We start from the raw sequence: 24,920 nt of genomic DNA, 5'->3' as shown, positions 1-24,920 counted from the left end.
GTTCCTGGGACGGGCCGAGCGTGCCGGCGGAGAGGCCGGCACGCGCAGCATCTATTCGGGCTTCAGATTGCCGTCGCGCACCACCTTCCCCCATTTGGCGATCTCTGCCGCGAGGAAGGCCGCGAACTTGTCCGGGTTGCTCCCGAGCACGCGCTCGGCGCCGATGGCGCGGAACCGTTCGACCACATCAGGCATGACCAGGACCTTCTGGAGCGCCGCGTTCACGATGTCGATCTGGTCGCGCTTGGTGCCTTTGGGGGCGTTCAGCCCGTACCATTCATACACCACGAAGTTCGGCAGGCCGGCCTCGATGGCGGTGGGCGTTTCCGGCAGCAATTCGCTGCGCGCCTCGCTGGTGACGGCGAGCACGCGCAAGCGGCCGGACTTGACGTTCGGCAGGACGCCCGCGAGCGTCGTGAACATCATTTGGATTTCGCCGCCGATCAGGCCCGTCACCGCCGGTCCCGTGCCCTTATAATTCACGTCCGTCGCCTTGACGCCCGCGACACGCTGGAACTGGAGCAGGCCGAGATGGCTCGGCGAGCCGTAGCCGGTGAACCCGGCATTCACGACCTCCGGCTCCTTCTTCATCTTGGCGATCAGCTCTTCGACCGTCTTCGGCTCGAAACCGGCGTTCACCACGAGCACATAGGTGCCGGTGCCGAGCAGCGCGACCGGCTCGAAATCCTTCACGGTATCGTAGGGCAAATGCGGCTGGAGCGTCGCGTTGACGGCGAAGCTCTGGGTCGGGAAGCCGAAATTATAGCCGTCGGGTGCGGCTTTGGCGGCCGCGTCCATGCCGATCATGGTGCCGGCGCCACCGCGATTGTCGACGATGATCTGCTGCCCCAGAACTTCGCTCGCCTTGGCGGCGAGGATGCGCGCCACCGCGTCGGTCCCGCCGCCGGGCGGCCAGGGCACGATAAAGCGGATGGTTCGGGTGGGGTAGCTTTGGGCGAAAGCCGGCAAGCAGGCCGCCTGGGCCAGGACGATGCTCGCTGCCAGCGCGATCAGGCGCTTGATTTTCATCGGGATTCCCTCCGTGGATCGTGTTTTTGGGGGCCGTCAGGGACGGCGCCTTCGGTGCGCCTCCGCCTCTGCTTTGCGGGATCCCTTGGCGTGGATCGCGCATTGTCGGGGCGAAGCTTTCATTATCGGATGACCGCCTCCGCCCGGCCCCCTTCCGTCCCGCGCCGGATCAAGGGGGCAGCCGCCCCTGCGCCTTGGGGAGGTCTGTCGGCGTCTGCCGGCAGACATTTGGCGGTCCGCTCCGGAAATTTCTCCCTCTTTTGGGGCGGCGGGTCGGGCAGTTTTATCGCATATTGCGAAAATGAAAACCTCAATGTAGTAGATTCATCGGCTGCTCCGCTTCTGGGCGCATGCCTTCCGCGGACGTCGAACAGCCACCGGGCGGCGCACGCCGCCGGTCGGCCGCCGGACGAAAAGAACAAGAGAGAGGACACGCCATGGGCGGCTGGATCGACCAATTCCCCGATAATTTCCTGTGGTCGAACGCCACCATCATCATCAAGGGCATGGTCCCCTATGGCGTGGTCTCTGCCGAGGAGATCGACCGGGTGTGCGAAAAGCTCGCCGGCCGCCAGGGCGAGGCGGAGGCCTGGTGGGAGGAATGGACCGGGATGGGACGGGCGGTCGAGGCGCGTGCCCTGGAGGCCGTCGCGGAAGGCCGCCAGCGCACCGCGGGTGCGCTGTTCTTGCGCGCGGCGCATTATTACTACACCGGCGAACGCTTTATGCTGCCGGGAGACGAAAAGAAGAAGCTCTCGGAAAAGTCCTTCGCCTGCTTCCATGCCGGCCTGCGCCTGCGCTATCCGCAGATCGAATTTGTCGAAATTCCTTACGAGAATGCCAGCCTGCCGGCGCTGTTCTTTCCCGCCGTCGATACGTCGAAGCCAGCGCCGACCGTGGTCGTCTTCAACGGCATGGACAATTGCAAGGAGATGAGCATCGTCTTCGCCGGGACGGAGTTCTCGCAGCGGGGATTCAACACGCTGTGCGTGGACGGGCCGGGGCAGGGTGAGATGCGGCGGCTGCGCGACGTGCCGGCGCGTTACGATTTCGAGGTGGCCGGCACCGCAGCCTACGACTATGCCGTCACCCGTCCGGAAGTCGATCCCGCCCGGGTGGTCGTGATGGGCTACAGTTTCGGGGGCTATTATACCGGCCGTGTCGCCGCCTTCGAGAAGCGCTATGCCGCCTGCGTCGCGATGAGCGCGCTGCACTGGGACCTCGCCGCCTGGCAGCAGAGCATTCTGGACCGCGCCCGCGCGGCGCCCAAGAGCATCGCGCAGTCGAATTTCCAGTTCCAATGGGTGGTCGGTGCCGACACGCCGGAGGAGGCGATCGAGATCGCCCGGAAATTCACCCTCAAGGACGTGGCGAAGGACATCACCCAGCCCTTCCTCGTCACCCACGGCGCAAACGACAGGCTGGTGCCCGTGGCCGCCGCGCATCTGCTCTACGAAGCGGTGGGCGCGAAGAACAAAACCATCAAGATCTTCACGGGGGACGAAGGCGGCGCGGAACACTGTTCCATCGACCATCGCCCCACCGGGATCGACTATATCGCCGACTGGATCGAAGCGAACGTCTGACGCCCGGCCCGGCACGGGGCGAAAGCGGTCTGAAGGGGCGGGGGACCGATCTTCGTCTTGAAGCCGTCCCGCGGCCTCGTTTCCGACGACCCGTCCCGGCTTGGCTGGGCGGCTCTCCGCTTGGCAGAAAAGGAGGGAAGAACGTCGTTTCCGCCGCACCTGGTTCATGCGCAAGATGTGCCCTCGGCAGCGATGGGGGCTTCATTGAGTAAAGAACCTTTGGAAATCGGACTTCTGTTCTTCCCCGGCATGACTCAACTCGACGTCACCGGGCCTTTCGAAGTCCTGGCGCGGCTGCCGGGGGCGCGGATACATCTGCTCTGGAAGCGCATCGAGCCGATCACGAGCGATGTCGGCCTGACTCTGCTGCCTACGACGACGTTCGCGGACTGTCCGAAGCTCGACGTGCTCTGCGTCGGCGGCGGACCCGGCCAGATGGCGCTGATGGACGATCTCGAGGTCCTGGGCTTCGTGGCCCGGGCCGGCGCCAGCGCGCGTTACGTCACATCGGTGTGCGCGGGGTGCTTGATCCTCGCGGGTGCCGGGCTTCTGAACGGCTATAGATCCGCGTGCCATTGGCTGTCCCGTGACCAGCTCACGGTGTTTGGGGCGATCCCAGTCGAGGAACGCATCGTCGTGGATCGCAACCGCATCTCCGGCGGCGGGGTGACGGCCGGGATCGATTTCGGGTTCAAAGTCGCGGCCGAGCTTTGCGGAGACGAGGTCGCCAAGCGCCTGCAATTGATGCTCGAATACGACCCGCAGCCGCCGTTCGACATCACCGAGCGCAATGCACCCGCCGAGATGCTGGCCGATATTCGCACAGCGGCCCGCCCGATGCTCGAAGAGCGGTTGCGGTCGAGCCAGAAAGCCTTCGCCCGCTTGCAGGACGGAGCCTTCCCTTTCGACCAGACCGCTCCGGACCCGGCGTCGACAGACCAGGAAACGGTGCGATGACGCTCCGGATCAGGGCATCGGAAGAGGAGGGGCAGCGCCTCTTCTGGTTCGAAGCGCCGAGTTGCGATCTGTCCGGCGTCGTCGCCATCGATTCCCTTGCGCTCGGCCCGGCGGCCGGAGGGTGCCGGTTCTGGCGCTATGACGATGCGGCGGGCATGCAGGCCGACGCGCGGCGGCTCGCGCGCGGGATGAGTTATAAGAACGCGATGGCGGGCCTGCCCCTCGGGGGTGGCAAGTCGGTGGTCCAGCGGCCGCAGCATCCATTCGACCGGGCCGCGCTGTTTCGCGCCTTCGGGCAGGTGCTGAACGCGCTGAAGGGGGAATATCTCGCCGCGGAGGACGTCGGAACGACGCCGCGCGACATGGAAATCGTGCGGTCGGTGTCGCCGCATGTCTTCGGCCTGCCCGCGAAAGACGCCCTTGCGGGCGGCGATCCTTCGCCCTGGACCGCCTTGGGCGTCTTTCTGTCCATCGAACACGTTCTCTCGCGCAACGGACTGCCGCTGGCGGGAAGCCGGATCGCCGTGCAGGGGCTGGGCAATGTCGGGGCGGACCTGTGCCGGAAACTGCACGCGCGCGGTGCTGTCCTCGTCGTGGCGGACGTTCACGACCAGGCGATCGCGCATCTGTGCGCCGATGTCCCGGCCGAGGTCGCGTCGCCCGATGCCATCCATCGCAGCCGGGTGGACGTGTTCGCGCCCTGTGCGCTCGGGGGCGGGCTCAATAGCAAGACAATTCCCGAGATTTCGGCACGGTTCGTCGTCGGCGCGGCGAACAACCAACTCGCCAGCCCCTGGGACGAGGCGCTTCTGCACAGCCGGGGCATTCTGTATGCCCCCGATTATGTCGTGAACGCCGGCGGCATCATCAACGTCGCGGCGGAGTATCTGGGCAGCGCGCAAGGCGAGGTTCTCGCTCGCGTCCGCCGTATCCCGGAGCGCTTGTCGGCCGTCCTGGATCGCGCGGAGGCGACGGGACGCCCGCCGTCGCACATCGCGGATTCGATGGCGCGCGACCTGATCGCGTCCGCGGCGGCGCCGGCCAATCGGACGCCGATCGACGAGAGCGCGGCCCGATCGATCTGAACCGATCCCATCGGCCGCTCATTCGGACCCGACGACAGACCACTCCCGGGCACGCCCGGGCGGGCGAAGACGTGCGCGCCTGCGCCTCCCCGCGCGGGAGGCCCTTTGGTGCCGGCGGACGGACTCGGATGGCAGAAAATGATGGAAATCCGCCATTGTAGACCCGCTCTGCGCGGCGCTAGCTTCGAGATCAGAACGGTATGGCGGTCGGAGTGCGCGGCGATTTCGCCTTCGGCTCCGACAGTAAAAATGCCGCGACAACCGTGCCACCAGGGGAACACAATATGAAACAGGATCGCGCTGCGCCGTCCCGGAACGGATTATTTCGCAGGTTGCTCATATCGACAGGCGGCGCATGTGCGCTGTTGGCGGTGATGGCGGGGCAATCCTCGGCCGACATCTCCGGAAAAGTCGTCAAGATCGGCGTCATCAACGATCAATCCGGACCGCTGTCCGACCTTTCGGGGCGCGGCGGCGTGATCGCCGCGAAGATGGCCATCGAAGATTTTCACAAGCTGAATCCCGCCCTCAAGGTCGAGCTTCTGACCGCGGACCACCAGAACAAGCCGGATATCGGCGCGCAGATCGTGCGCCGGTGGTACGGAGAAGACGGCGTCGACATGGTCGTGGACGTCAGCAATTCGGCGGTTGCCCTGGCGGTTCAGGCGATCGCCCGCGACAAGAACAAGCTGGTCATCTACTCGGCCGTCGGCACCGGAGAGATCACGGGAAAGCAGTGTTCGCCGACCGGGCTGGCGTGGCTCCACGACAATTACAATCTGGTCTCCGGGCCGATCCGAAAACTGGTGGGGCAAGGTCTCAACACGTGGTTCTTCATCGCGGCCGACTATGCGTTCGGGCGGAACATGGTGGCGGAATCGGAGCGCGTCTTGGCCTCGGTGGGCGGCAAGACCCTGGGCGCGGTCTTCCATCCGCTGGGAAATGCGGATTACGGCTCGTTCCTCCTGCAGGCGCAGAGTTCGGGGGCCAAGGTCGTCGCGTTCGCAAATGCCGGCGAACAGCTCGTCTCCGTCATGAAGCAGTGGAGCGAGTTCGGCATGAGCACGGGATCGCAGACGCCGGTGGCGCTGCTCATGTTTCTGACCGACGCGCACAGCATGGGCCTGAAGACGGCGCAAGGTCTGACGACCGTCACGGCCTGGTATTGGGACCTCAATGACGAGACCCGGGCCTTCGCCAAGCGCTTTTTCGCGGCGCATGGCGCGATGCCCACGGCGCCGCAGGCGGCGGTCTATTCGGCCGTGCTGCATTATCTGAAGGCGGTCGCGGCCGTGGATTCGGACGAGACCGCGCTGGTTCTGGAGAAGATGCGGACCACTCCCGTCGACGATTTCTACGCCCCCGGCGCCACGCTGCGCGCGGACAATAAGCTGGTCCACGATTTCTATCTCGTCCAGGCGAAGGAGCCCGGCGAAATGGAAAAGCCCTGGGCCTATTACAAGGTGGTCCAGAAGATCGCCGCCGACGACGCCTACAAGCCCTTGAGCGAGAGCGAGTGTCCGCTGGTCGCAAAGGCGAAGTAGCGGTCGAACCGCGATCCCCGCTCGCGGGGATCGCACGCCATCCGATCACCTGAAACCGTTCGTCGGTGCCAGGTGGTCGGGCCTCGCGCCGGCGCCGATGGCGTCCCGGAACACCGGTCGTCGCAGCCTTCAGGGAGTGAGAAACGCGTGTCGCGCCGTACGTTCGATCTCCTCATCGCAGGCGCCCGGATCCTTGATCCAGAGACGGATCGGGACGAGGTCGCGGATATCGGCATCGTGGCGGGCGCGATCGCGCGGATCGGGGCGATTTCAGCCGAGGCGAGCGACCATGTGGTGGACGCGGCGGGAAAGGTGGTCTGCCCGGGCTTCATCGATCTCCACGCCCACGGCCAGTCGGTCGCCGCGGACTGGATGCAGGCCTTCGACGGGGTCACCACGACGCTCGAACTCGAGGTCGGCGTTCTCCCCGTGCGGTCCTGGTACGAGCGCCAGGAGGCAGCGGGACGCGTCCTCAATTACGGCGCGTCGGCGAGCTGGATCTTTGCCCGCAAGCAGGTGATGGCGGAGATCCGTCCGGACCCGGAAAAGCACCCTATGGAAATGATGGGCGAGGGGGCGGACAATCGGGGCGGCTGGTCGACCGACATCGCCACCCCCGACCGCGTCGCGGACATCTGCGCCATCATCGAAGCCGGCATGCGGGACGGCGGCATCGGGATCGGCATCCCGCACGGCTATGCGCCGGGCGCCGGCGTCAAGGAGATGATCGACGTCTGCGGCCTCGCCGCGCGGTGCGGCGCGCCGACCTTCACGCACATCCCGTTCATGTCGAATGCCGACCCGCGGAGTTCGGAGGAATCCTACCTCCGGATCATCGGCTATGCCGCCGCGACCGGCGCCCACATGCACATCTGCCACCTCAATTCCACGTCGCTCCACGACATCGAACGCTGTCGCGCGGCGCTCCTGAACGCGCAGGCGCGGGGCCTGCCGATCACGGTGGAAGCCTATCCGTACGGGACGGGTTCGACCGTCGTCTCGGCCAGCTTCTTTTCGGACGCTGATTTCACGCAAAGGACAGGGTCCGGCTACGGCAGTATCGAACTGATCCACAACCGCCATCAGATCCAGGACCGCGCGGATCTCCTGTCGGCCAAGGCGGCCGATCCCGCGGCGCTGGTGGCTTGGCATTTCCTCGATATCGCGCGCGATCGGACGCACCAGGATCTGCTCGATCTGTCGGTTCTCTATCCCGGCGGGGCGATCGCGTCCGACGCCATGCCCTGGGTGGAGCCCGACGGCGCCATCTATCGCGGCGAGGACTGGCCGCTGCCGACGCGATTGTCCTCCCATCCGCGCTCCGCCGGCACCTTCACCAAATTTCTTGGCGATTATCAGCGCACCCGCGGCAAGATCGGTCTGATGGCGGCGATCGCGAAATGCACCCTCGTGCCGGGCCGCATCCTCGAAGCCTGCCTGCCCGAGATGCGGCGCAAGGCCCGCCTTCAGGAAGGGTGCGATGCCGATCTCGTGGTGTTCGATCCCGAAACGGTCGCCGGCAAAGCGAGCTTCGCCGACATGACGGCGCCGGCCCTCGGGGTGGAGGCGCTCCTCGTGGGGGGCACGCCGGTCATCCTGAGCGGTCGGCTCGACCCCGGCGCGCGGCCGGGCCGGCCCCTGCGGCGCGGGGTGCGGGCTAATGGCTGACGCCGGCGCGCCCGCGATACCGGTCCCGGTGCTTCTGGTCACCGGCGTGCTCGGCGCGGGCAAGACCACCTTGATCAACAGCCTGCTGAACGCGGACCATGGCCTTGCGCTCGCGGTGGTCGTGAACGATTTCGGCGCGATCAATATCGACGAGGTCATTCTTTCCGGCACGGGCCACCCCGTCTTCGGGTTGAAGAACGGGTGCATCTGCTGTTCGCTGCAAGGGGATCTTCTGCGGACGCTGCGCGCCATCCTTTCGGTCCGGGCCGCCCCGGATGCGATCGTGATCGAGGCGAGCGGGGTGTCAGATCCACGCGGGATCCTCGAGGCGCTGTTCGATCCGGTGTTGCGGGAGGCCGTGCGGCTCGACGCCGTGGTCACCGTGATCGATGCCGAGGACCACGATCCGGACGACGCGCTGTGGCGGACGCAGGTGCGCGCCGCCGACTTCGTCGTTCTCGCAAAGGGGGCGGCGATCGATCCGAGCGCGCTCGCGGCGCTCCGGGCGACCCTTGCTTCGATGCACAAGACGCTCGTCTTCGCCGCCGATCGCGATGGCGGCGTGCCGCTCGATCTGCTTCTCGCCGGGGGTGTCCGGCACGGGGCGGAAGGCGGGATCGATCCGTCCCCGCGCCTGCGGGACGACCGCTTCGTGCGGCTCGAATGGTCGTCGCCCACGCCGATCTCCCTGCCGCGCTTTCAAGCGACGATCCAGCACCTCGCGCCGCATCTCGCCCGGGCGAAGGGGATCCTCTGCGTCGAGGGCCCCCCTGGGAGGACCTATGTGTTTCAACTGGTCGGGCGACGGGCCACCCTCACGCCGGCGGCCCTTCCGGCTGTCGGGGCACAGCTCGTGCTGATCGGACGGAGCGGGATGTTCGACGCCCGCCGCGCAGCCGCGACGCTTGAAACGATGATGCAGAGATGAGCGTCGAAGCGCAGCAGAGCGGCCGCGCGGAGATCAGCCGGCTGGTCGACCCGGCGACACGCAGGCGAACCGGCGTCCGAGCTGGGAGGGCTTAAAGTGGACATCGCCGTTCTCGGCGCCGGCATGGTCGGCGTCTCGACCGCCCTCGCCCTGCAGGCGCGCGGCCACGATTGCGTCCTCGTCGACCGGTCGCCGCCGGGGGCACAGACCAGCTATGGCAATGCCGGGATCATCCAGGCCGAGGCCGTCGAGCCCTATGCGCTGCCGGTAAACCCTCTGCCCCTGCTGCGCATGGCGTTCGGCTGGAAGAATGCGGTCGATCTCGACTGGCGCACGCTGCCGGGGCAGGTACCGGCGCTTGCGGCCTATTGGCGTGCCTCGCTGCCGCGCTCCTTCCAGAAGATCATTCCCCTCTGGCATCGGCTCGTGTCGGAGGCCGTCTTGCGCCACGCGGCGCTGATCGAGGCGGCGGGCGCCGATGCCCTGATCCGCAAGGACGGCTATTGGCAGGTCCACGAGACGGAGGCCGCGCTCGCCGCGGCGATCCTGGACGCCGAACGGCGAAGGCAGCGCTATGGAATTCCCTTCACGCCCGCCGACCAGGCCGCATTGTCGCGCGCCGAGCCCGCCTTGCGCGCCCGGCTCGCCGGCGCGATCCATTGGACGTCGCCCTGGACCTGCCGCGCGCCCGGCGATCTGGTTCGCGCCTATGCCGAACTGTTCGCGGCACAAGGCGGCCGGATCGTGGTCGGCGATGCCGCCTCGCTCGCGCGATCCGGCGCAGGCTGGCGGGTCGCCGGCGAAGATGCGGAGCATGTCGTGGTCGCGCTCGGCCCATGGTCTCCCGATCTGCTGAAGACGTTCGGATACCGGGTGCCGATGGTGCGCAAGCGCGGGTATCACCGGCGCTATAGCGGCGATGCCGGTCTTCGGCGCCCGATGATCCTGGCGGACCATTCGGTCGTTCTGTCGCCGATGCGCGAAGGTCTCCAGATCGCCACCGGCGCGGAGTTGTCCGCCGCCGCGCCGCGCCGCGATCCGCGCCAATTGGCCCGGGGGGAGGCCGTCGCGCGGTCGCTGCTGGATCTGGGCGCGCCGGTCGCGGGCCCGCCGTGGTCGGGGACGCGGCCGTGTTTGCCCGGCATGCTGCCCTTGGTCTGCCCCGCCCGCCGCCATCCCGGTCTCTGGCTGCATCTCGGCCATGGACACCAGGGCTTCACCCTCGGCCCGGTGACCGCCGAGCTTTTGGCACGGGCCATCGACGGCGATGCCGCCGCGATCACCGGCCTCGATGGCGGGATCCGCTAGAGTAAAGACGGACTTCGCCTCGGCCCGAACTTATGCAGGCAAGCGTCCGGACATGGCGGCATCTTGAAGCTGACGTCCGGTATCCGACCGCGAATAGCGGATCGACCCGGCGAGCCGCTTTTCTCGATCCCTCCTGACATTCTGGGCTCATCGATGTCGAACCAAGCGCACAAGTTCGCTGTCGCACCGTGGCGCCCGGAGGTCACGGCTCGGCAGGTCCCCTTGATGTCGCCTCGGCTGGCACCGTCTCTGGGCGTCGCTCGTCACGATCGACGCCGCCGCGAACATCGCTGTCCTGGGACGCATCGGCGGGGTGTCCGTTCGTCGGACGCCGCCGCCATATCATCTGCAACTCCTTTGCTTTGAGATGTAATTCTAATACATTTTGTTACATATTCTATCATTAGAATACCGCACTTTTTATCTTGAACATGTAATGGTCGCTGCTAGTGTCTGGCATATTTCGTATAGAGCGATCGGTTGAGTCAGACATGATCCGTATTCGAAGCCAGGCATCGCCGAGCTATCTTCTTGCGAGCGTTGCGTTTCTTGTCATGGCAGCTCCGGTGCACGGTCAAAGCGGTCTTCCGACCGCGCCTTCCGTTAGGTCGGGGGCGGCGGTCGTCGCTTCGCCATCCGCCACAAGCGTCCTCGTCACGCAGTCCTCCGCCAAGGCCATCATCAATTGGGGCTCGTTTTCGATCGGCGCGGGCAATTCGGTGCGCTTCGAGAACGGTTCGGGCGTCACGCTCAACCGCGTGACCGGCTTTTCGCCCTCGCAGATCGATGGATCGCTTTCCGCCTCCGGCAGCCTTTATCTTGTCAATCCCAACGGAATTGCGATCGGGCCGGGTGGCAGCGTGATGACGGGGGGGGCCTTCATTGCCTCCACCCATGACGTCGCAGATGCCGAATTCCTGGCCGGCGGCGCGATGACCTTCAAGGGCGCGAGCACGGCGTCCGTCACCAATTACGGTTCGATCGGATCCCTCGGCGGCGACGTCGCTTTGATCGCGCGCAAGGTGGAAAACGCCGGCACTCTCACGGCACCCGCCGGCACCGCGGCGCTGGCGGCGGGATATGAGGTGCTGGTGCGCGACGGCGCGCTCTCGGACGGCAGGTTCGTCGTGAAGGTGGGTGGCGCGGACACCGAAGCCAAGACGAGCGGCGTCATCAAGGCGGCGGAAGTCGAACTGAAGGCCAATGGCGGCAACGTCTATGCCTTGGCTGGCAATACCGAGAGCCTCACCCGGGCTAAGGGCGTCGCAACGCAGGGCGGTCGCATCTTCCTGACTGCGGGCAGCGGCACTGTCAGGGTGACGCAGAAGGTGTCCGCCCGCCGCGCCGCCGGCGCCTCAGGAAAGGCCAAAGGCGGGGAGATCCGGATCGCTGGTGGCGTGGTCGACCAGTCCGGCACGCTCGATGCCGAGGGCGAGGGCGAGGGCGAGGCCGGCGGCGCGATCCGCGTCGATGCGACCAGTCTCTACCATGTCGGCCAGATGCTGGCCTCGGGCAACGCGGGCGGCACCGTCACGCTGCGCGCCGCAGCCCTGCTGAATGCCGGCGTGATCGACGTCTCCGCCACCGAGGGCGCTGGCGGCGCGATCGATGCGCAGGCATCGGACACCTATGTCGAGACCGCCGCCGGCAGCCTGAGGGCGGATGGCGGAACGGCCGGCGGGCGCATCACCCTCGACGCGCCGCGGGTTTTCTCCTCGGGTACGCTCACGGCCAATGCCGCGCAGGGCACCGGCGGCACGCTGACGCTGACGGGGTCCGACATCGACCTCGTCGCGGCGCGGCTCGATGCCAGCGGCGCGAAGGGCGGCGGCACGATCCGGGTCGGGGGAGACTATCAGGGCGGGGCAACCCTGCCCGCCGCCAAGACGCTGGATATTTCCCCGGCGACGCGCATCACGGCGGATGCGACGTCCGCCGGCGCCGGCGGGAGCATCGTGCTGTGGTCGGACGAGGCCACCGCCTTCTACGGCACGGTCTCGGCGAATGCCGGTCCCGCCTCGGGCGACGGCGGCGCGATCGAGATATCGTCCAAGGGCCTGCTCACCATGGCGGGCACGGCCACCGCCTCCGCCGCGAACGGCGCGAAGGGTATCCTGCTGCTCGATCCGAAGAACATCGTGATCGACGATGCCACCGGCGTCCTGGCCCAATATGAACTGATCGATCCGAGCGGCGGGCAAGCCGGCACCTCGTTCGGCACCAGTGTTGTCCCACTTTCCAATGGCAATGTCTTCGTCTCCGCCCCGAGCGACGATTTCGGGGCTTTGGACGTGGGGGCGGCCTATCTGTTCAATGGCACCACCGGGGCCCTGATCTCTGCCATTTACGGCGATACGGCAGGCAATTCCGTTGCGAGCCAGGCGGCCATCGAACTGACCAACGGAAATTATGTCTTCGGATCCCCCAATTGGGACAATGGCAGCACGACGAATGTCGGAGCCGTGACTTGGGCAAACGGGACGACGGGCATTTCGGGTGTCATCTCCAGTTTAAATTCCGTGATCGGAACTACGGGAAGCGATTTTGTCGGCAGTGCCGGCGTTGTGGCGCTTCCCAGCGGCAATTACCTCATCAGAAGTCCAAATTGGGACAATGGCAGTCTTTCCAATGCCGGTGCCGTCACGTGGGCGAATGGCGCGACCGGCAGCACCGGTTTTGTATCGATTTCCAACTCCCTTGTCGGCGGATCGGCAAACGACAACGTCGGATCAGGCGCAAGCGGCGTCGTGGTGCTCACAAATGGAAATTATGTCGTTGTCACGCAAAACTGGGACAACGGTGCCGTGGGGGATGTCGGTGCCGTCACTTGGGGGAGTGGGACGGGCGGGGTTTCGGGCCTCGTTTCGAGCGCCAATTCTCTCGTCGGCTCCACCGCATCGGACACTGTCGGGTTGGGGGGCGTTCTGGCGCTCGCCAACGGCAATTATGTCGTCCAAAGTCCCTATTGGGACAATGGCGGCATCACGAATGCCGGTGCCGCGACGTGGGGCAGCGGCACCGGCGGCATTGTGGGCGCGGTGTCGAGCACAAACTCTTTGGTCGGCGGAAAAGCGAACGATCAAGTCGGCCTTCATGGCGTGACGGCTCTGACCAACGGCAATTATGTCGTCCTAAGCCCCAATTGGGACAATGGCAGCGTCAGCGATGCCGGCGCGGCGACCTGGGGAAATGGCACGACCGGAGTTTCCGGCCTCGTATCAAGCACCAATTCCCTCGTCGGATCCACAGCAAACAATCAGGTCAGCTACCAGGGCGTCACCGCGCTGACCAACGGCAATTATGTCGTCAGAAGCGCCTACTGGGACAATGCGAGCGTGCAGAATGTCGGCGCCGTGACCTGGGGGAATGGGTCGACCGGCACTGTGGGCGTCGTCTCTTCGTCGAATTCGTTGGTTGGTTCTTCCTCTAGCGATCAGGCCGGCAGCGGTTTTGTCCTTGCGCTCGCCAATGGCAACTACGTGGTCGGAACCTCCGGCTGGGACAACGGGAACGTGTCGAATGTCGGCGCCGTCACGTGGGGATCTGGAACGAGTGGCGTCACTGGGACCGTTTCGATTTCCAATTCCCTCATCGGCTCGACGGCGAACGATCAGGTCGGCAGCTCTTTGATAGTCCTCACGAACGGACATTATGTCGTCCTCAGTCCAAACTGGGACAATGGCAGCGCGGCGAACGCCGGCGCGGCGACGTGGGGGAATGGCGCGACAGGGATCACTGGCCTCGTTTCAAGCGCGAACTCCCTCGTCGGGTCGGCCTCCAACGATTCGGTCGGCTACAAGGCCACTGCGCTTACGAACGGCAATTATGTCGTCGCCACTCAATACTGGAACAATGGCAACATCGCGGCTGCCGGCGCTGTGACGTGGGGGAACGGCGCGACGGGTATTGCGGGCGTTGTTTCAAGTGCGAACTCCCTCGTCGGTTCGACGGCCAACGATAATGTCGGCAACGGTAACATCGTCGCGCTTGCCAACGGCAATTACGTCGTTCGGAGCCATAATTGGGACAATGGCAGCACGGTGAATGCCGGTGCGGTGACCTGGGGGAATGGGGCGACGGGGATAACGGGCGTTATTTCTAGCGCCAACTCGCTCGTCGGTTGGGGCACGAACGCTTATCTTGGAAATTCAGGCCTCCTCGCATTTGCCAATGGCGACTATGTTGTCGTCAGTGGAAATTATAGATACGGCATCGTGACGTCCGCCGGCGCGGTGACATGGGGCAGCGGAGCGTCCGGGATTACGGGCGTCGTTTCGGCGCAGAACTCTCTGATTGCACCGACATCAAGTACCCCGCTGGCAAGTTCCGGGTCGATCCCGTCCGCCGACATTTTTCTCGCGAGTGGAGGAGGTCGGGTCTATGTGGGGCTGACCGAGATCGACGCCGCATCCGGCGGCCTGACCTTTGCGCGGGCCACCGGCCAGAGCGTCACGCTCACCAGCGCGGCGTTGACGGCGGTGCTGAATTCCGGCACCGATCTCGTCCTGCAGGCCTCCAACGACATCACCGTCCAGAGCGCCGTCATCTCGAGCACGGCCGCCTCGCTGACGCTGGAGGCGGGTCGCTCCATCCTCCTCTCGGTGAACGTGAGCGTTGGCGGGGATTTGACTCTGCGCGCGAACGCCCCTCAGAGCGCCGGCGTCGTCGCCGCCGATCGCGACGCCGGTGCGGCGGTGATCGATGCAGAGGCCGTCACCCTCGCGGCCGGCGGCACCCTGACCCTCACGCTCGACACCGGCGCGGGGCGTGACGAGAACGGCAGTGGAAATATCCTTCTCGGTGCGGTTTCCGCCGATACGCTCGCCATCGCCAATCTCGGCCCGACGGACGGCTCCGCGATCACCCTTTCGACCTCGATCAGCACCGTTCTCGGCCAGACCTATACCGGTGCGCTGCTGATTTCCGCCGCAAATGTCGTTCTTTCGGCGGGAACCGAAGTGACCTGGACAGACGAGGCGACGGCATCGATCTTCGCGACCACGGCCGGCAACGCCATCAGCTTCGTGGAGGGGGGAACGACCACCCGCATCGGCGTTCTCGACACCGCGGACGCGGCGCGGATCGCGATGGGGAGTTCCAAAGCCAGCCGCGCTTACGGCGACAGCAACCCCGACGTCGACACGCCGGTGCTCGTCTCCGGAACGATGCGTGCCGGCGACAGCATCGACACCCTTCTCTCGCCCGAGGCCGTGTTTGCCTGGGATGGCGGCAGCGCCCCGACGCAGGCGAGCAATGCCGGAGACTACGGTTATACCTTATCGGGAAGCGGTGTCGCGCTCGCACCTGGGGCGCAGGGTTACTTCGTCGATGTGAGCCCCATTACCGGCGTTCTGACGGTGACGCCGGCCATCCTCAGCGTGACGGCCGATCCCGGCACAATGGTCTATGGCGATGCCGTCCCCACCGGGTTCGGCTATACGAGTTCCGGCTGGAAGAATGGGCAGGATGCCAGTCTGCTCTCTGGAGTGACGGTGACGACAAACGCCACCTCGACTGCGAATGTCGGGACCGGCTATGCGACCACTGCCGCGGGCGGGGTGCTGTCGGGCGCGGCGGCGGGGAATTACACTCTGTCTTATGTCGGCGGTAGCTTCGCGGTCACCGCCCGTCCGATCACGGTGACGGCCGACGCGCAGAGCATGACCTATGGCGACAGCGTTCCGGCTCTGACCTATGCGGTGACGGCGGGATCGCTGGTCAATGGCGACACGTTGGCGGGGGCGCTGGCGACGACGGCGACGCCGACCGCCAATGTCGGCACCTATGGGATCACGCAGGGCACGCTCGGCAATGCGAACTATGCCATCGGCTATGTCGGGGCGAACGTGACCATCGGCGCCGCGCCGCTGACCGTCACCGCCGATCCCGGCACGATGATCTATGGCGATGACGTGCCGACGCTCGGCTATACCAGCGCGGGCTGGAAGAACGGGCAGGGCCCCGGACAGCTCTCTGGGGTGACGGTGACGACAAACGCCACCTCGACTGCGAATGTCGGGACCGGCTATGCGACCACTGCCGCGGGCGGGGTGCTGTCGGGCGCGGCGGCGGGGAATTACACTCTGTCTTATGTCGGCGGTAGCTTCGCGGTCACCGCCCGTTCGATCACGGTGACGGCCGACGCGCAGAGCATGACCTATGGCGACAGCGTTCCGGCTCTGACCTATGCGGTGACGGCGGGCTCTCTGGTCAATGGCGACACGCTGGCGGGGGCGCTGGCGACGATGGCGACGCCGACCGCCGATGTCGGCACTTATGGGATCACGCAGGGCACGCTCGCCAATGCGAACTATGCCATCGGCTATGTCGGGGCGAACGTGACCATCGGCGCGCGTCCGATCACGGTGACGGCCGACGCGCAGAGCATGACCTATGGCGACAGCGTTCCGGCTCTGACCTATGCGGTGACGGCGGGATCGCTGGTCAATGGCGACACGTTGGCGGGGGCGCTGGCGACGACGGCGACGCCGACCGCCGATGTCGGCACTTATGGGATCACGCAGGGCACGCTCGGCAATGCGAACTATGCCATCGGCTATGTCGGGGCGAACGTGACCATCGGCGCCCGTCCGATCACTGTGACGGCCGACGCGCAGAGCATGACCTATGGCGACAGCGTTCCGGCTCTGACCTATGCGGTGACGGCGGGCTCTCTGGTCAATGGCGACACGCTGGCGGGGGCGCTGGCGACGATGGCGGCGCCGACCGCCGACGTCGGCACCTATGGGATCTCGCAGGGAACTTTGGCGGCCTCGTCCAACTATGCGTTGAACTATCTGGCCGCTGACGTGACCATCGGGCGGCGGGCCGTGACGGTCACGGCGCTCGACCAGAGCCGTCCGCAAGGCGCCGCCAATCCGATTTTCACCTATCTGGTCGGGGGGCTCGGGCTGGTTAATGGCGACGACTTCCAAGGCAGCCTTTCGACGCCCGCGACCCCTCTCTCCCCGCCCGGCTCATATCCGATCCTGCAGGGCAGCCTTTCGCTCTCTGAGAATTACACGGTCGCCTATGTCGAGGGCAGCCTGACGGTATTGCAGACGGAATTCATCATCATCCCACAGCCGCCACCCGACCAGTGGGCTGTGACGGCCGAAACCGTCTCGCTGATCGCGACGAGCGAAGCGGGGGAAGCCGCCCCTGACGCGACGAGCGGCTGCCGGGACGATGCCGTGTGCCCCTACCAACCTCACCCGGACAACCGCAGCTTTGGCCGCTGGCTGAGCTTCCGCACGCAGTGAGCATCGCCATGGCCCTTTTCACCACGACCCGCCGCCGTGCGTGCGGCGCCGTCCTCGCTCTGCTGGCTGCCACGGTCGCGCCTGCAATGGCCCAAAGGGCGGCTCCCCTCGAGCGCAATCTGCCGCCGGCAGTCTCAGGACAAGGCGGCCTGGTCATCGGCCCGCAAGATCTCGCCGGTACGACGGACGACACGCCCCTCGGCGTAAACCTCTCGGGCATCAATCTGATCGGGCCGCAAGAAAGTCTTTCGCGACGCCCCGCCGCGGGAATCCGTATCGGCGCGATCGGCGCCATCGACCGCACCGCGCTGGAGGCCGCGCTCGCCCCCTTCCTCGGACAACCGCTGAGCCGTAAGCGCATCAGCGATATCCAGGCGGCCATCGCCAAAACATATCGCGCGGCCGGCTACCCTTTCGTCTCCATCGTCGTGCCCCCGCAGGAGGTGACGGGAGGCGTGCTGGTGTTGCGCGTTGTCGAGTTCCGAACCGGCTCGGTCCGGGTGAGCGGCGCGGAACCCGGAACCGAAGCGGCGTTGTCCGCGCGCGTGCGGGCCACGCCTGGGGCGCGGATCTCCGCCGAGGCGCTGGAGGAGGATCTCGTCTGGCTGAACCGCTATCCCTACAGATCGGTCAACGGAGTCTTCTCGCCCGGCGACGATCTCGGCCTCAGCACTCTGACCTTGGAGGTGACGCCGCAGAAGCCGTGGCAGGTGTTCGCCGGCTGGTCGAATACCGGCACCCACACCACCGGTTTCGATCGCTATTATGCCGGCTTCGGCGCGGCGATATTCGGCATGCCGGAGAGCTTCCTCTCCTATCAAGTCACAGGCAGCCCAAATTTCTGGACCGATCCCGGTTCGGTGGGGACCGGGGCGCAGCAGCCGAGCTATTATAGCCAGGCGGCGCGCATCGTGATCTCCACGGGCCCGCGCCAAAGCCTGGAGATCGTTCCAAATTACGTTGCGACACGGCAAAATAGCGTAGGTACGCCCTTCGCGTTCGACAATACGACGCTGGAAATTCCGGTCGTTTATCGCACTGCTGTGTCCAATCTCGTGCCAGGGCTGTTCGCCGGTGACCTGCTTCTCGGGGCGAGCGCAAAGACCGTGGAGCGAAACAGCTATTTTGCGAACGAGACGGTGGGTGGAGCCTCGGCCGACCTTTTCGAGATGACTCTCGGCTGGTCCATTGCGCGCCCAGACGCCTGGGGATCGACCAGCCTCGAGGCGAAACTGGTGGGCAATCCAGGCGGCGTGCTCACCGGCAACAGCATCGAAAATTGGGTCCGCTATTCCGCCGGCAGGGTAACGGATGTCACATATGTCTACGGAGCGGGCGCGGTTTCGCGTGTGACGCGGCTGCCCGCCGGCTTCACATTCGTGAGTGACCTTTCGGCTCTCGCCGCCGGACAGCCTCTGCCGGATACGGAACAACTGAGCCTGGGCGGTCTCTATGCGACGCGCGGCTACACGCTGGACGACGGCACCGTGGACACTGGCTTCGTCTGGCGCAACGAAGTGCGCACGCCCACTTTCGCACTTCTGACGCCTCTCGGCGTGGCGGGGACGCATGACCAAGTCTCGCCATACGCTTTCCTCGATCTAAGCTGGGGGCGGCTCTACGGCTATGACGGCGTGCTCGGACCGGTGGGACGCACCGACTATTCCTTGGCGGGCCTGGGGCTCGGCGTCGACTACACTTTGAACCGCAACCTCACCGCCACTTTGGTGGGTGGCCTCGCGCTGAGCGATGCCATCTACACCCGCGCCGGGGACTTCACCTTCCAGGCCCGGATCTATGTGAGCTATTGATCCGGGGTGGGGTAAGGAACCGGCGCTGGAGTGGACGTCGACGGTGATGTCGATCGCTAAACATGCTTTAGAGCGCGCGGTGTCTGATCAGCTTGCACTGCATCTAATCGGCCCTGACGGAGGCTCGGCGCTCTCAACGCCGGTCCGCTGCGACCTGCCGGGCCAGCGCCAACCTTGCCTGCCGGGCGACTTTCATCCTGTCCTCCAGCATTGCGAGAACCTCCGGCGGCGCGGTTTCCGGAGACCCCGCATTGAAGGGCGGGGCCGGATTGTATTCCAGGCGCAATTGGATGGCTTCGGCGGTCCGGCGATCCGCCAGTTCGGCGACCACCGTCAGGCCAAGGTCGATGCCCGCCGTGATGCCTCCGCCGGTGATGCGGTTCCGGTCGATGCAGACGCGCTCGCGGGAGATCGTCGCGCCGAGAATGGGAAGGACCTCGATGGCGCTCCAATGCGTCGTGGCGCGATAGCCGGTGAGCAACCCCGCTGCCGCGAGCACGATCGACCCGGTGCAGACCGACGTCACGTACCGTGCACCGCCCGCCTGGCGGCGCAGGAAATCCAGCACCTCCGCGTCGCACATCAAATCGTCGGTGCCATAGCCGCCCGGCACGCAGATGACGTCGAGCTGCGGACAGTCCGCGAAGGTCGTGGTCGGTTGGATGGAGAGGACGGTATCGCTCGGCACCCCCTCGATCCGCTTCCAGACCAGATGGATTTCGGCGCCGGACAGGCTCGAGAACACTTGGAGCGGGCCGGTCATGTCGAGCTGCGTGATCCGGGGGAAGACGAGCAGACCGATCTGCAATGGCTGGGGCATTCTCTGACCTTCGAATTCGACCTTGACCCGCGCAACGTGCCATGGTGGCCTTTGATCTCAAATGCCTCAGTTCCCTCATTTGCGGACATTTCCATGATCGGGATCCTGGTGTTTCCGGATTTCCAATTGCTCGATGCCGCCGGACCGGCTTCGGTCTTCGAGCTGGCACGGCGCGTCGTTCCGGCGGCCCCGAACGTCCGGATGATCGCGCTGCAGGCCGGGCCGGTGCGCAGTTCCTGCGGCGTGGACGTGCTGGCATCCAGCCTGCGCTCCAAGAGCGCGATCACGACGCTCATCGTTGCAGGTGGCCTCGGAGTCGAGGCGGCCACCGAATGCCGGACGACCCTGGCCTTCGTGCGGCGCCTCGCCCGCCGCGGCGTACGTGTCGCCAGCGTGTGCTCGGGCGCCTATATCCTGGCGGCCGCAGGCCTGCTGGATGGCCGCAAGGCGACCACGCATTGGTGCCGCACGCAGGACTTCGTCTCGCGTTATCCCAAGGTGAAGCTCGATCCCGACCGGATCTTCCTGCGCGACGGAAATGTGTGGACCTCGGCCGGCGTCACCGCGGGGATCGACCTCGCCCTTGCGATCGTCGCCGACGATCATGGCGAGCCGGTCGCCAAGGAGGTCGCCTGCCAACTCGTGCTCTACCATCGCCGCAGCGGGGGCCAGTCGCAATTCTCGTCCCTGCTTGAATTGAAGACCCCCAATGGGCGGTTCGGTCCTTTGCTCAGCTGGGTGCGGGAGCATCTGGACAAGCCGCTGACCGTCGACGACCTGGCCGACCGCGCCGGCCTCAGCCCCCGCCACTTTGCCCGGGTCTTCACTGCCGAGACCGGTTCGACGCCGTCTAAGGCCATCGAGAGGCTGCGGCTGGAGGTGGCGCGCGAGCATGTCCAATCGTCTGGCGAATTGATCGAGCGCGTTGCCGAGGCAACCGGTTTTCGCGATGCCGAGCGCATGCGGCGGGCCTTCGTTCGCGCCTTCGGCCAGCCACCGCAATCGCTGCGCCGCGCCGCCCGCAGCCGGTAGAGCTGAGGGCCTCACCAGACCGTCCGGCTCCCTTGGTGCGCGGCTCCGGCATTGACCTTATGCGCGCGCCGCGCTTGGGTGCGGGGACCGCGCGGCGGGGCATGCCCGCGCAAGAGCCGCGCATCGGAGGAACCCATGACCAAATCCGCCATTGTGGGCTGGGCCCACTCCCCCTTCGGCAAGCTCGAGGATGCCGACACCGAGGCGCTGATGGGCCGGGTCGCTGGCACCGCGCTCGAGCATGCCGGTATCGAACCCGGTCAGGTGGACGGCGTGTTCGTCGGCGTCTTCAATTCCGGCTTCCAGAAGCAGGATTTCCAGGGCGCGATGCCGGCTCTCTCGGTGCCGGACCTCGCTTATACGCCGGCGGTGCGGGTGGAAAACGCCTGCGCCACGGGCTCGGCGGCGATCCATACCGCGCTCGACTTCATCGAGAGCGGGCGCGGCAAGGTCGCTCTGGTGGTCGGCGCGGAGAAGATGACGGCGAAGCCCACCGCCGAGGTCGGCGACATCCTGCTCAACGCTTCCTACCGCAAGGAGGAGGCGGACATCGAGGGCGGGTTTGCCGGCGTGTTCGGCCGCATCGCCCAGACCTATTTCCAGCGCTATGGCGACCGCTCGGAGGAGTTGGCGCACATCGCCGCGAAGAACCACCGGAACGGCGTTGCGAACCCGTTCGCGCAGATGCGTAAGGATTTCGGCTTCGAGTTCTGCAACACGATCTCCGAGAAGAACCCCTATGTCGCCGGCCCGCTGCGCCGCACCGATTGCTCGCTGGTCTCGGACGGCGCCGCCGCTTTGGTGATCGCGGCGCCGGACGTGGCCGAGAGCCTGGCGCGCGGCATCGCCTTCCGCGCCCGCGCCCAGGCGAACGACATCATGCCCATGTCGCGCCGCGACCCGGTCGCTTTCGAGGGCGCGCGCCGTGCCTGGGCGAAGGCGCTGGAGGCCGGCGGGCTCACGCTCGACGATCTCGACCTCGTCGAGACCCACGACTGCTTCACCGTGGCCGAGCTGATCGAATATGAGGCGATGGGCCTCGCCAAGCCGGGCGAAGGCTACAAGGTGGTGCGCGAGGGCATCGCCCAGAAGGGCGGGCGGCTGCCGGTCAATCCCTCGGGCGGGCTGAAGTCCAAGGGCCATCCGATCGGCGCCACCGGCGTCTCGATGCACGTTCTGTGCGCCATGCAGCTGATGGGCGAGGCGGGCGACATGCAGATCGACGGCGCCAAGCTCGCCGGCATCTTCAATATGGGCGGCGCTGCGGTGGCCAATTATGTGAGCGTGCTCGAACGCGTGAAGTGAGCGAGACCGGCGGCGTCCACGGGCTGCCGCCGGTCGTCGGCGGGCCGACCGGCCGAGGCCGGTCGGTCCCGTCACTTCGTGGTGCGCGTCATGCCCCGGCTGACATGGCGCTCGGCCCATTTGGCGAGGCGCACGAAGGGCAGGCCGAGCAGCAGGTACATGCCGGCCACCAGGAGCCCGGTGCCGAAATAGTCGTAATAGGTGGTCGAGATCAGCTCATAGGTCTTGGTCAGTTCGACCAGCGAGATCACCGAGACCAGCGACGAATCCTTGATCAGCGAAATGAAGTCGTTGGTGGTGGGCGGCAGCACGATGCGCGCCGCCTGCGGGATCACGACATGGCGCAGCGACTGGCGCTCGGTCATGTTGAGTGCGATCGCCGCCTCCATCTGGTGACGCGGGATGGCGAGGAGACCGGCGCGGTAATTCTCCGCCTCGTAGGCGGCATAGTTCAGCCCGAGCGCCAGCACGCCGGCGATGAACGGGTCGAGCTGGATGCCGATCTTGGGCAGGCCGTAATAGATGAACAGGACCTGGATCAGCAGCGGCGTGCCGCGAACCACTTCGATATAGACCTGGGCGAGGCGGTCGAGCCAGACGCCGCCATAGACCCGGCACAGCGCCAGCGTGGCGCCGAGGCCGACGGCAATGAACATGGCGAGGATCGAAATCTCCATGGTCATCACGGCGGCCCACAGCAATTGGGGCATGAAGCGCATATAGCGCTCGAGCTGGGCCTGCCAGCCCTGGGGTTGGGTCGCCTCGACGAAATGGTTGTAGGCGTCGGGCTGCGCCTGCATCGGTCTGGCATCGCCGGTAAACTGCGCCATCATGGGCGTCCAGATGCCCCAGCGGTCGAGAATCTTGCGCATCTCGCCGTCCTGGATCATCTGCGACAGGCCGGTATTGATCTGCGCGAGAAGCTGCGGATTGCCGCCCTTCTTGACCGCAATGCCGTATTCGATGCGGCCGACCGGAGCGCCGGTGAACTGGAGTTCGCGGTCCGGCTGCGCGTAATAGACCGCGATCGGAAAATCCATCACGGTGGCGTCGATGCGCTTCAGCTTGAGGTCGGAATAGGCGTCGATTTCCTCCTCGTAGCTGCGCACGTCGATGCCGCCGAAACTGCGCAGCACATATTCCATCTGGCTCGATTTGAGGGTCCCGACGCTCTTGCCACGCAGGGCGGCGATGTCGGGGACGTCGGCGTCGCCGCGCCGGATCACGATCTGGCCGAACGTGACGTAATAGGGGATCGAGAAATCCGCCGCCGCCTGATGCGCGGCGGTGATTTCGAGGCCGTTGATCACCGCATCGTAGAGTCCGGCATTGAGGCCGGGGATCAGATTGCTCCAGTCGTTCTGGACGAATACCGTCTTGCGCCCGATCTCGATCCCGAGCTGGGTCATGATGTCGACTTCGAACCCGACCGTAATGTCCGGATCAGCGGGATCCTTGAACGTGTAGGGCGCGCCGGAGGTGCTGTCCCCGCCATAGCGCAGCGGGGTGCTGGTGGCCGGCGGGGGGCTCTGTGCCAGGGCTTGGCCGAGCGAGAGTAGAGTCAAAAGGACGGCGAGGGCGAAGCGCATGGCGATCCCCGGTTCAGGTCCGACGGGAAGGGGGTCAGGCGAAGCGATGCAGGAATTGGCGGGTGCGCGGATCTTTCGGGTTCTCGAAGATCTCGTCCTCGTCGGAAATCTCGACGATATCGCCCTTCTCCATATAGATGATGTAGTCCGAGGCATCGCGCGCGAAGCGCATCTCGTGGGTGACGACGATCTGCGTCATCCCCTCGGCGTCCAGCTCCTTCATGACGTCGAGCACCTCGTCGACGAGGCCGGGATCGAGCGCCGAGGTCGGCTCGTCATACAGCATGATCTTCGGGGCCATGGCGAGCGCGCGGGCGATCGCGCCGCGCTGCTGCTGGCCGCCGGACATGTTGATCGGGTAGCGGTCCATCTGCTCGTACAGGCCCACCTTCTTGAGCAGGCGCTCGGCATTCGCCTCGGCCTCCTCCTTCTTGGTGCCCTTCACGACCATCGGTGCCATCATCACGTTCTGGAGCAGGGTCTTGTGGGGAAAGAGATTATATTGCTGGAATACCATGCCGACATTGCGCCGCAGCCGGTGGGCCACCTCGCCGGGGACCTCGGGCGCGCCGGGCTTGCGCTCGAGGCGCACGCCGCACGCCTCGATCATGCCGGAATCCAGGGTTTCCAGGCCGTTCAGGCAACGCAGCAGCGTGGACTTGCCGCAGCCGGAGGGGCCGATGATCGAAACGAGGTCGCCCTCTTCGATCTGGAAGCTCACCCCCTTCAGAATGTGCGTCTTGTCGAACGACTTGTGCACGTTCTCGGCGCGCAAGATCGGCTGCATCTGGAAGTCCCCCGTCCCGATCCTTCCGGCGTATCGGCCGCGTATGACAGAGCCGTGACAAATCTGTTACCGCTTGCCGCTACGTCCAAGCCGGTGCCGGAAGTGCCGGCGTGTCGCCCGCGCGCCACACCCGGCCGTAAGCCCGCCGCGCTCTGGCATGTGCCGCCGGGTGGCCGTTAACTCCTCCTTAAACGGCCGCATTGAAGGTC

General features: G+C 65.9%; 15 protein-coding genes. 11 read left to right on the top strand and 4 right to left on the bottom strand.

Annotated elements, in window-relative coordinates:
• Positions 1-51: 51 nt before the first annotated feature.
• Positions 52-1,029, bottom strand: a complete 978-nt coding sequence (locus tag EDC64_RS21770) for a Bug family tripartite tricarboxylate transporter substrate binding protein (RefSeq protein ID WP_132035570.1) — start codon at positions 1,027-1,029, stop codon at positions 52-54.
• Positions 1,030-1,466: 437 nt separating this feature from the next.
• Here EDC64_RS21770 and EDC64_RS21765 point away from each other — a divergent pair, with 437 nt between their 5' ends.
• From EDC64_RS21765 to EDC64_RS21725, 9 genes are all read left to right on the top strand, one after another.
• The gene (locus EDC64_RS21765; protein ID WP_165933855.1) at positions 1,467-2,615 is read left to right on the top strand and encodes an alpha/beta hydrolase; all 1,149 of its coding nucleotides are present in this window, start codon (positions 1,467-1,469) and stop codon (positions 2,613-2,615) included.
• 57 nt (positions 2,616-2,672) lie between these two features.
• The gene (locus EDC64_RS21760) at positions 2,673-3,572 is read left to right on the top strand and encodes a DJ-1/PfpI family protein (protein WP_245504833.1); all 900 of its coding nucleotides are present in this window, start codon (positions 2,673-2,675) and stop codon (positions 3,570-3,572) included.
• Entirely contained in the window at positions 3,569-4,657 is a 1,089-nt protein-coding gene (locus tag EDC64_RS21755) for a Glu/Leu/Phe/Val dehydrogenase family protein (protein ID WP_132035564.1), read from the top strand. Before EDC64_RS21760 ends, EDC64_RS21755 begins: the two co-directional genes overlap by 4 nt.
• Positions 4,658-4,989: 332 nt before the next feature.
• Entirely contained in the window at positions 4,990-6,201 is a 1,212-nt protein-coding gene (locus EDC64_RS21750) for an ABC transporter substrate-binding protein (RefSeq protein WP_338023420.1), read from the top strand.
• A gap of 147 nt (positions 6,202-6,348) precedes the next feature.
• Complete coding sequence (locus tag EDC64_RS21745) at positions 6,349-7,869, top strand: amidohydrolase family protein (RefSeq protein WP_132035559.1); 1,521 nt, start codon at positions 6,349-6,351, stop codon at positions 7,867-7,869.
• Complete coding sequence (locus tag EDC64_RS21740; RefSeq protein ID WP_132035556.1) at positions 7,862-8,797, top strand: CobW family GTP-binding protein; 936 nt, start codon at positions 7,862-7,864, stop codon at positions 8,795-8,797. Before EDC64_RS21745 ends, EDC64_RS21740 begins: the two co-directional genes overlap by 8 nt.
• 96 nt (positions 8,798-8,893) lie before the next feature.
• Positions 8,894-10,105, top strand: coding sequence for an NAD(P)/FAD-dependent oxidoreductase (locus EDC64_RS21735; protein WP_245504832.1), 1,212 nt, complete (start codon positions 8,894-8,896; stop codon positions 10,103-10,105).
• Positions 10,106-10,596: 491 nt separating this feature from the next.
• Positions 10,597-17,367, top strand: coding sequence for an MBG domain-containing protein (locus tag EDC64_RS21730; protein ID WP_132035553.1), 6,771 nt, complete (start codon positions 10,597-10,599; stop codon positions 17,365-17,367).
• 8 nt (positions 17,368-17,375) lie between these two features.
• Positions 17,376-19,178: a ShlB/FhaC/HecB family hemolysin secretion/activation protein gene (locus tag EDC64_RS21725; RefSeq protein ID WP_132035550.1), complete on the top strand. Its 1,803-nt coding sequence runs from the start codon at positions 17,376-17,378 to the stop codon at positions 19,176-19,178.
• A gap of 133 nt (positions 19,179-19,311) precedes the next feature.
• Here the strand turns inward: EDC64_RS21725 and EDC64_RS21720 are convergent, their stop codons facing one another.
• Positions 19,312-19,998 carry a DJ-1/PfpI family protein gene (locus tag EDC64_RS21720; RefSeq protein WP_132035547.1) on the bottom strand — a complete coding sequence of 229 codons (687 nt, stop codon included), beginning with the start codon at positions 19,996-19,998 and terminating at the stop codon, positions 19,312-19,314.
• A gap of 93 nt (positions 19,999-20,091) precedes the next feature.
• Here EDC64_RS21720 and EDC64_RS21715 point away from each other — a divergent pair, with 93 nt between their 5' ends.
• A complete protein-coding gene (locus EDC64_RS21715; RefSeq protein ID WP_132035544.1) occupies positions 20,092-21,030 on the top strand; it encodes a GlxA family transcriptional regulator in 939 nt (312 codons plus the stop codon).
• A 135-nt stretch (positions 21,031-21,165) separates the two neighbouring features.
• Positions 21,166-22,335 carry an acetyl-CoA acetyltransferase gene (locus EDC64_RS21710; RefSeq protein ID WP_132035541.1) on the top strand — a complete coding sequence of 390 codons (1,170 nt, stop codon included), beginning with the start codon at positions 21,166-21,168 and terminating at the stop codon, positions 22,333-22,335.
• Positions 22,336-22,406: 71 nt separating this feature from the next.
• Here EDC64_RS21710 and EDC64_RS21705 read toward each other — a convergent pair whose 3' ends face one another.
• Both EDC64_RS21705 and EDC64_RS21700 read right to left on the bottom strand, forming a co-directional pair.
• Positions 22,407-23,924, bottom strand: coding sequence for an ABC transporter substrate-binding protein/permease (locus EDC64_RS21705; RefSeq protein ID WP_132035538.1), 1,518 nt, complete (start codon positions 23,922-23,924; stop codon positions 22,407-22,409).
• 34 nt (positions 23,925-23,958) lie between these two features.
• A complete protein-coding gene (locus tag EDC64_RS21700) occupies positions 23,959-24,711 on the bottom strand; it encodes an amino acid ABC transporter ATP-binding protein (protein WP_132035535.1) in 753 nt (250 codons plus the stop codon).
• Positions 24,712-24,920: the final 209 nt, after the last annotated feature.

It is taken from the genome of Aquabacter spiritensis (genome assembly GCF_004346185.1).
Taxonomy (GTDB): Bacteria; Pseudomonadota; Alphaproteobacteria; order Rhizobiales; family Xanthobacteraceae; genus Aquabacter; species Aquabacter spiritensis.
This window is presented reverse-complemented; position numbering and strand designations above follow the sequence as displayed.

What these genes read in the sequence shown, in the direction of transcription:
- EDC64_RS21770 (WP_132035570.1), bottom strand. Translation starts at nt 1,029, where the DNA reads ATGAAAATCAAGCGCCTGATCGCGCTGGCAGCGAGCATCGTCCTGGCC.
- EDC64_RS21765 (WP_165933855.1), top strand. Translation starts at nt 1,467, where the DNA reads ATGGGCGGCTGGATCGACCAATTCCCCGATAATTTCCTGTGGTCGAAC.
- EDC64_RS21755 (WP_132035564.1), top strand. Translation starts at nt 3,569, where the DNA reads ATGACGCTCCGGATCAGGGCATCGGAAGAGGAGGGGCAGCGCCTCTTC.
- EDC64_RS21740 (WP_132035556.1), top strand. Translation starts at nt 7,862, where the DNA reads ATGGCTGACGCCGGCGCGCCCGCGATACCGGTCCCGGTGCTTCTGGTC.
- EDC64_RS21730 (WP_132035553.1), top strand. Translation starts at nt 10,597, where the DNA reads ATGATCCGTATTCGAAGCCAGGCATCGCCGAGCTATCTTCTTGCGAGC.
- EDC64_RS21725 (WP_132035550.1), top strand. Translation starts at nt 17,376, where the DNA reads ATGGCCCTTTTCACCACGACCCGCCGCCGTGCGTGCGGCGCCGTCCTC.
- EDC64_RS21720 (WP_132035547.1), bottom strand. Translation starts at nt 19,998, where the DNA reads ATGCCCCAGCCATTGCAGATCGGTCTGCTCGTCTTCCCCCGGATCACG.
- EDC64_RS21715 (WP_132035544.1), top strand. Translation starts at nt 20,092, where the DNA reads ATGATCGGGATCCTGGTGTTTCCGGATTTCCAATTGCTCGATGCCGCC.
- EDC64_RS21710 (WP_132035541.1), top strand. Translation starts at nt 21,166, where the DNA reads ATGACCAAATCCGCCATTGTGGGCTGGGCCCACTCCCCCTTCGGCAAG.
- EDC64_RS21705 (WP_132035538.1), bottom strand. Translation starts at nt 23,924, where the DNA reads ATGCGCTTCGCCCTCGCCGTCCTTTTGACTCTACTCTCGCTCGGCCAA.
- EDC64_RS21700 (WP_132035535.1), bottom strand. Translation starts at nt 24,711, where the DNA reads ATGCAGCCGATCTTGCGCGCCGAGAACGTGCACAAGTCGTTCGACAAG.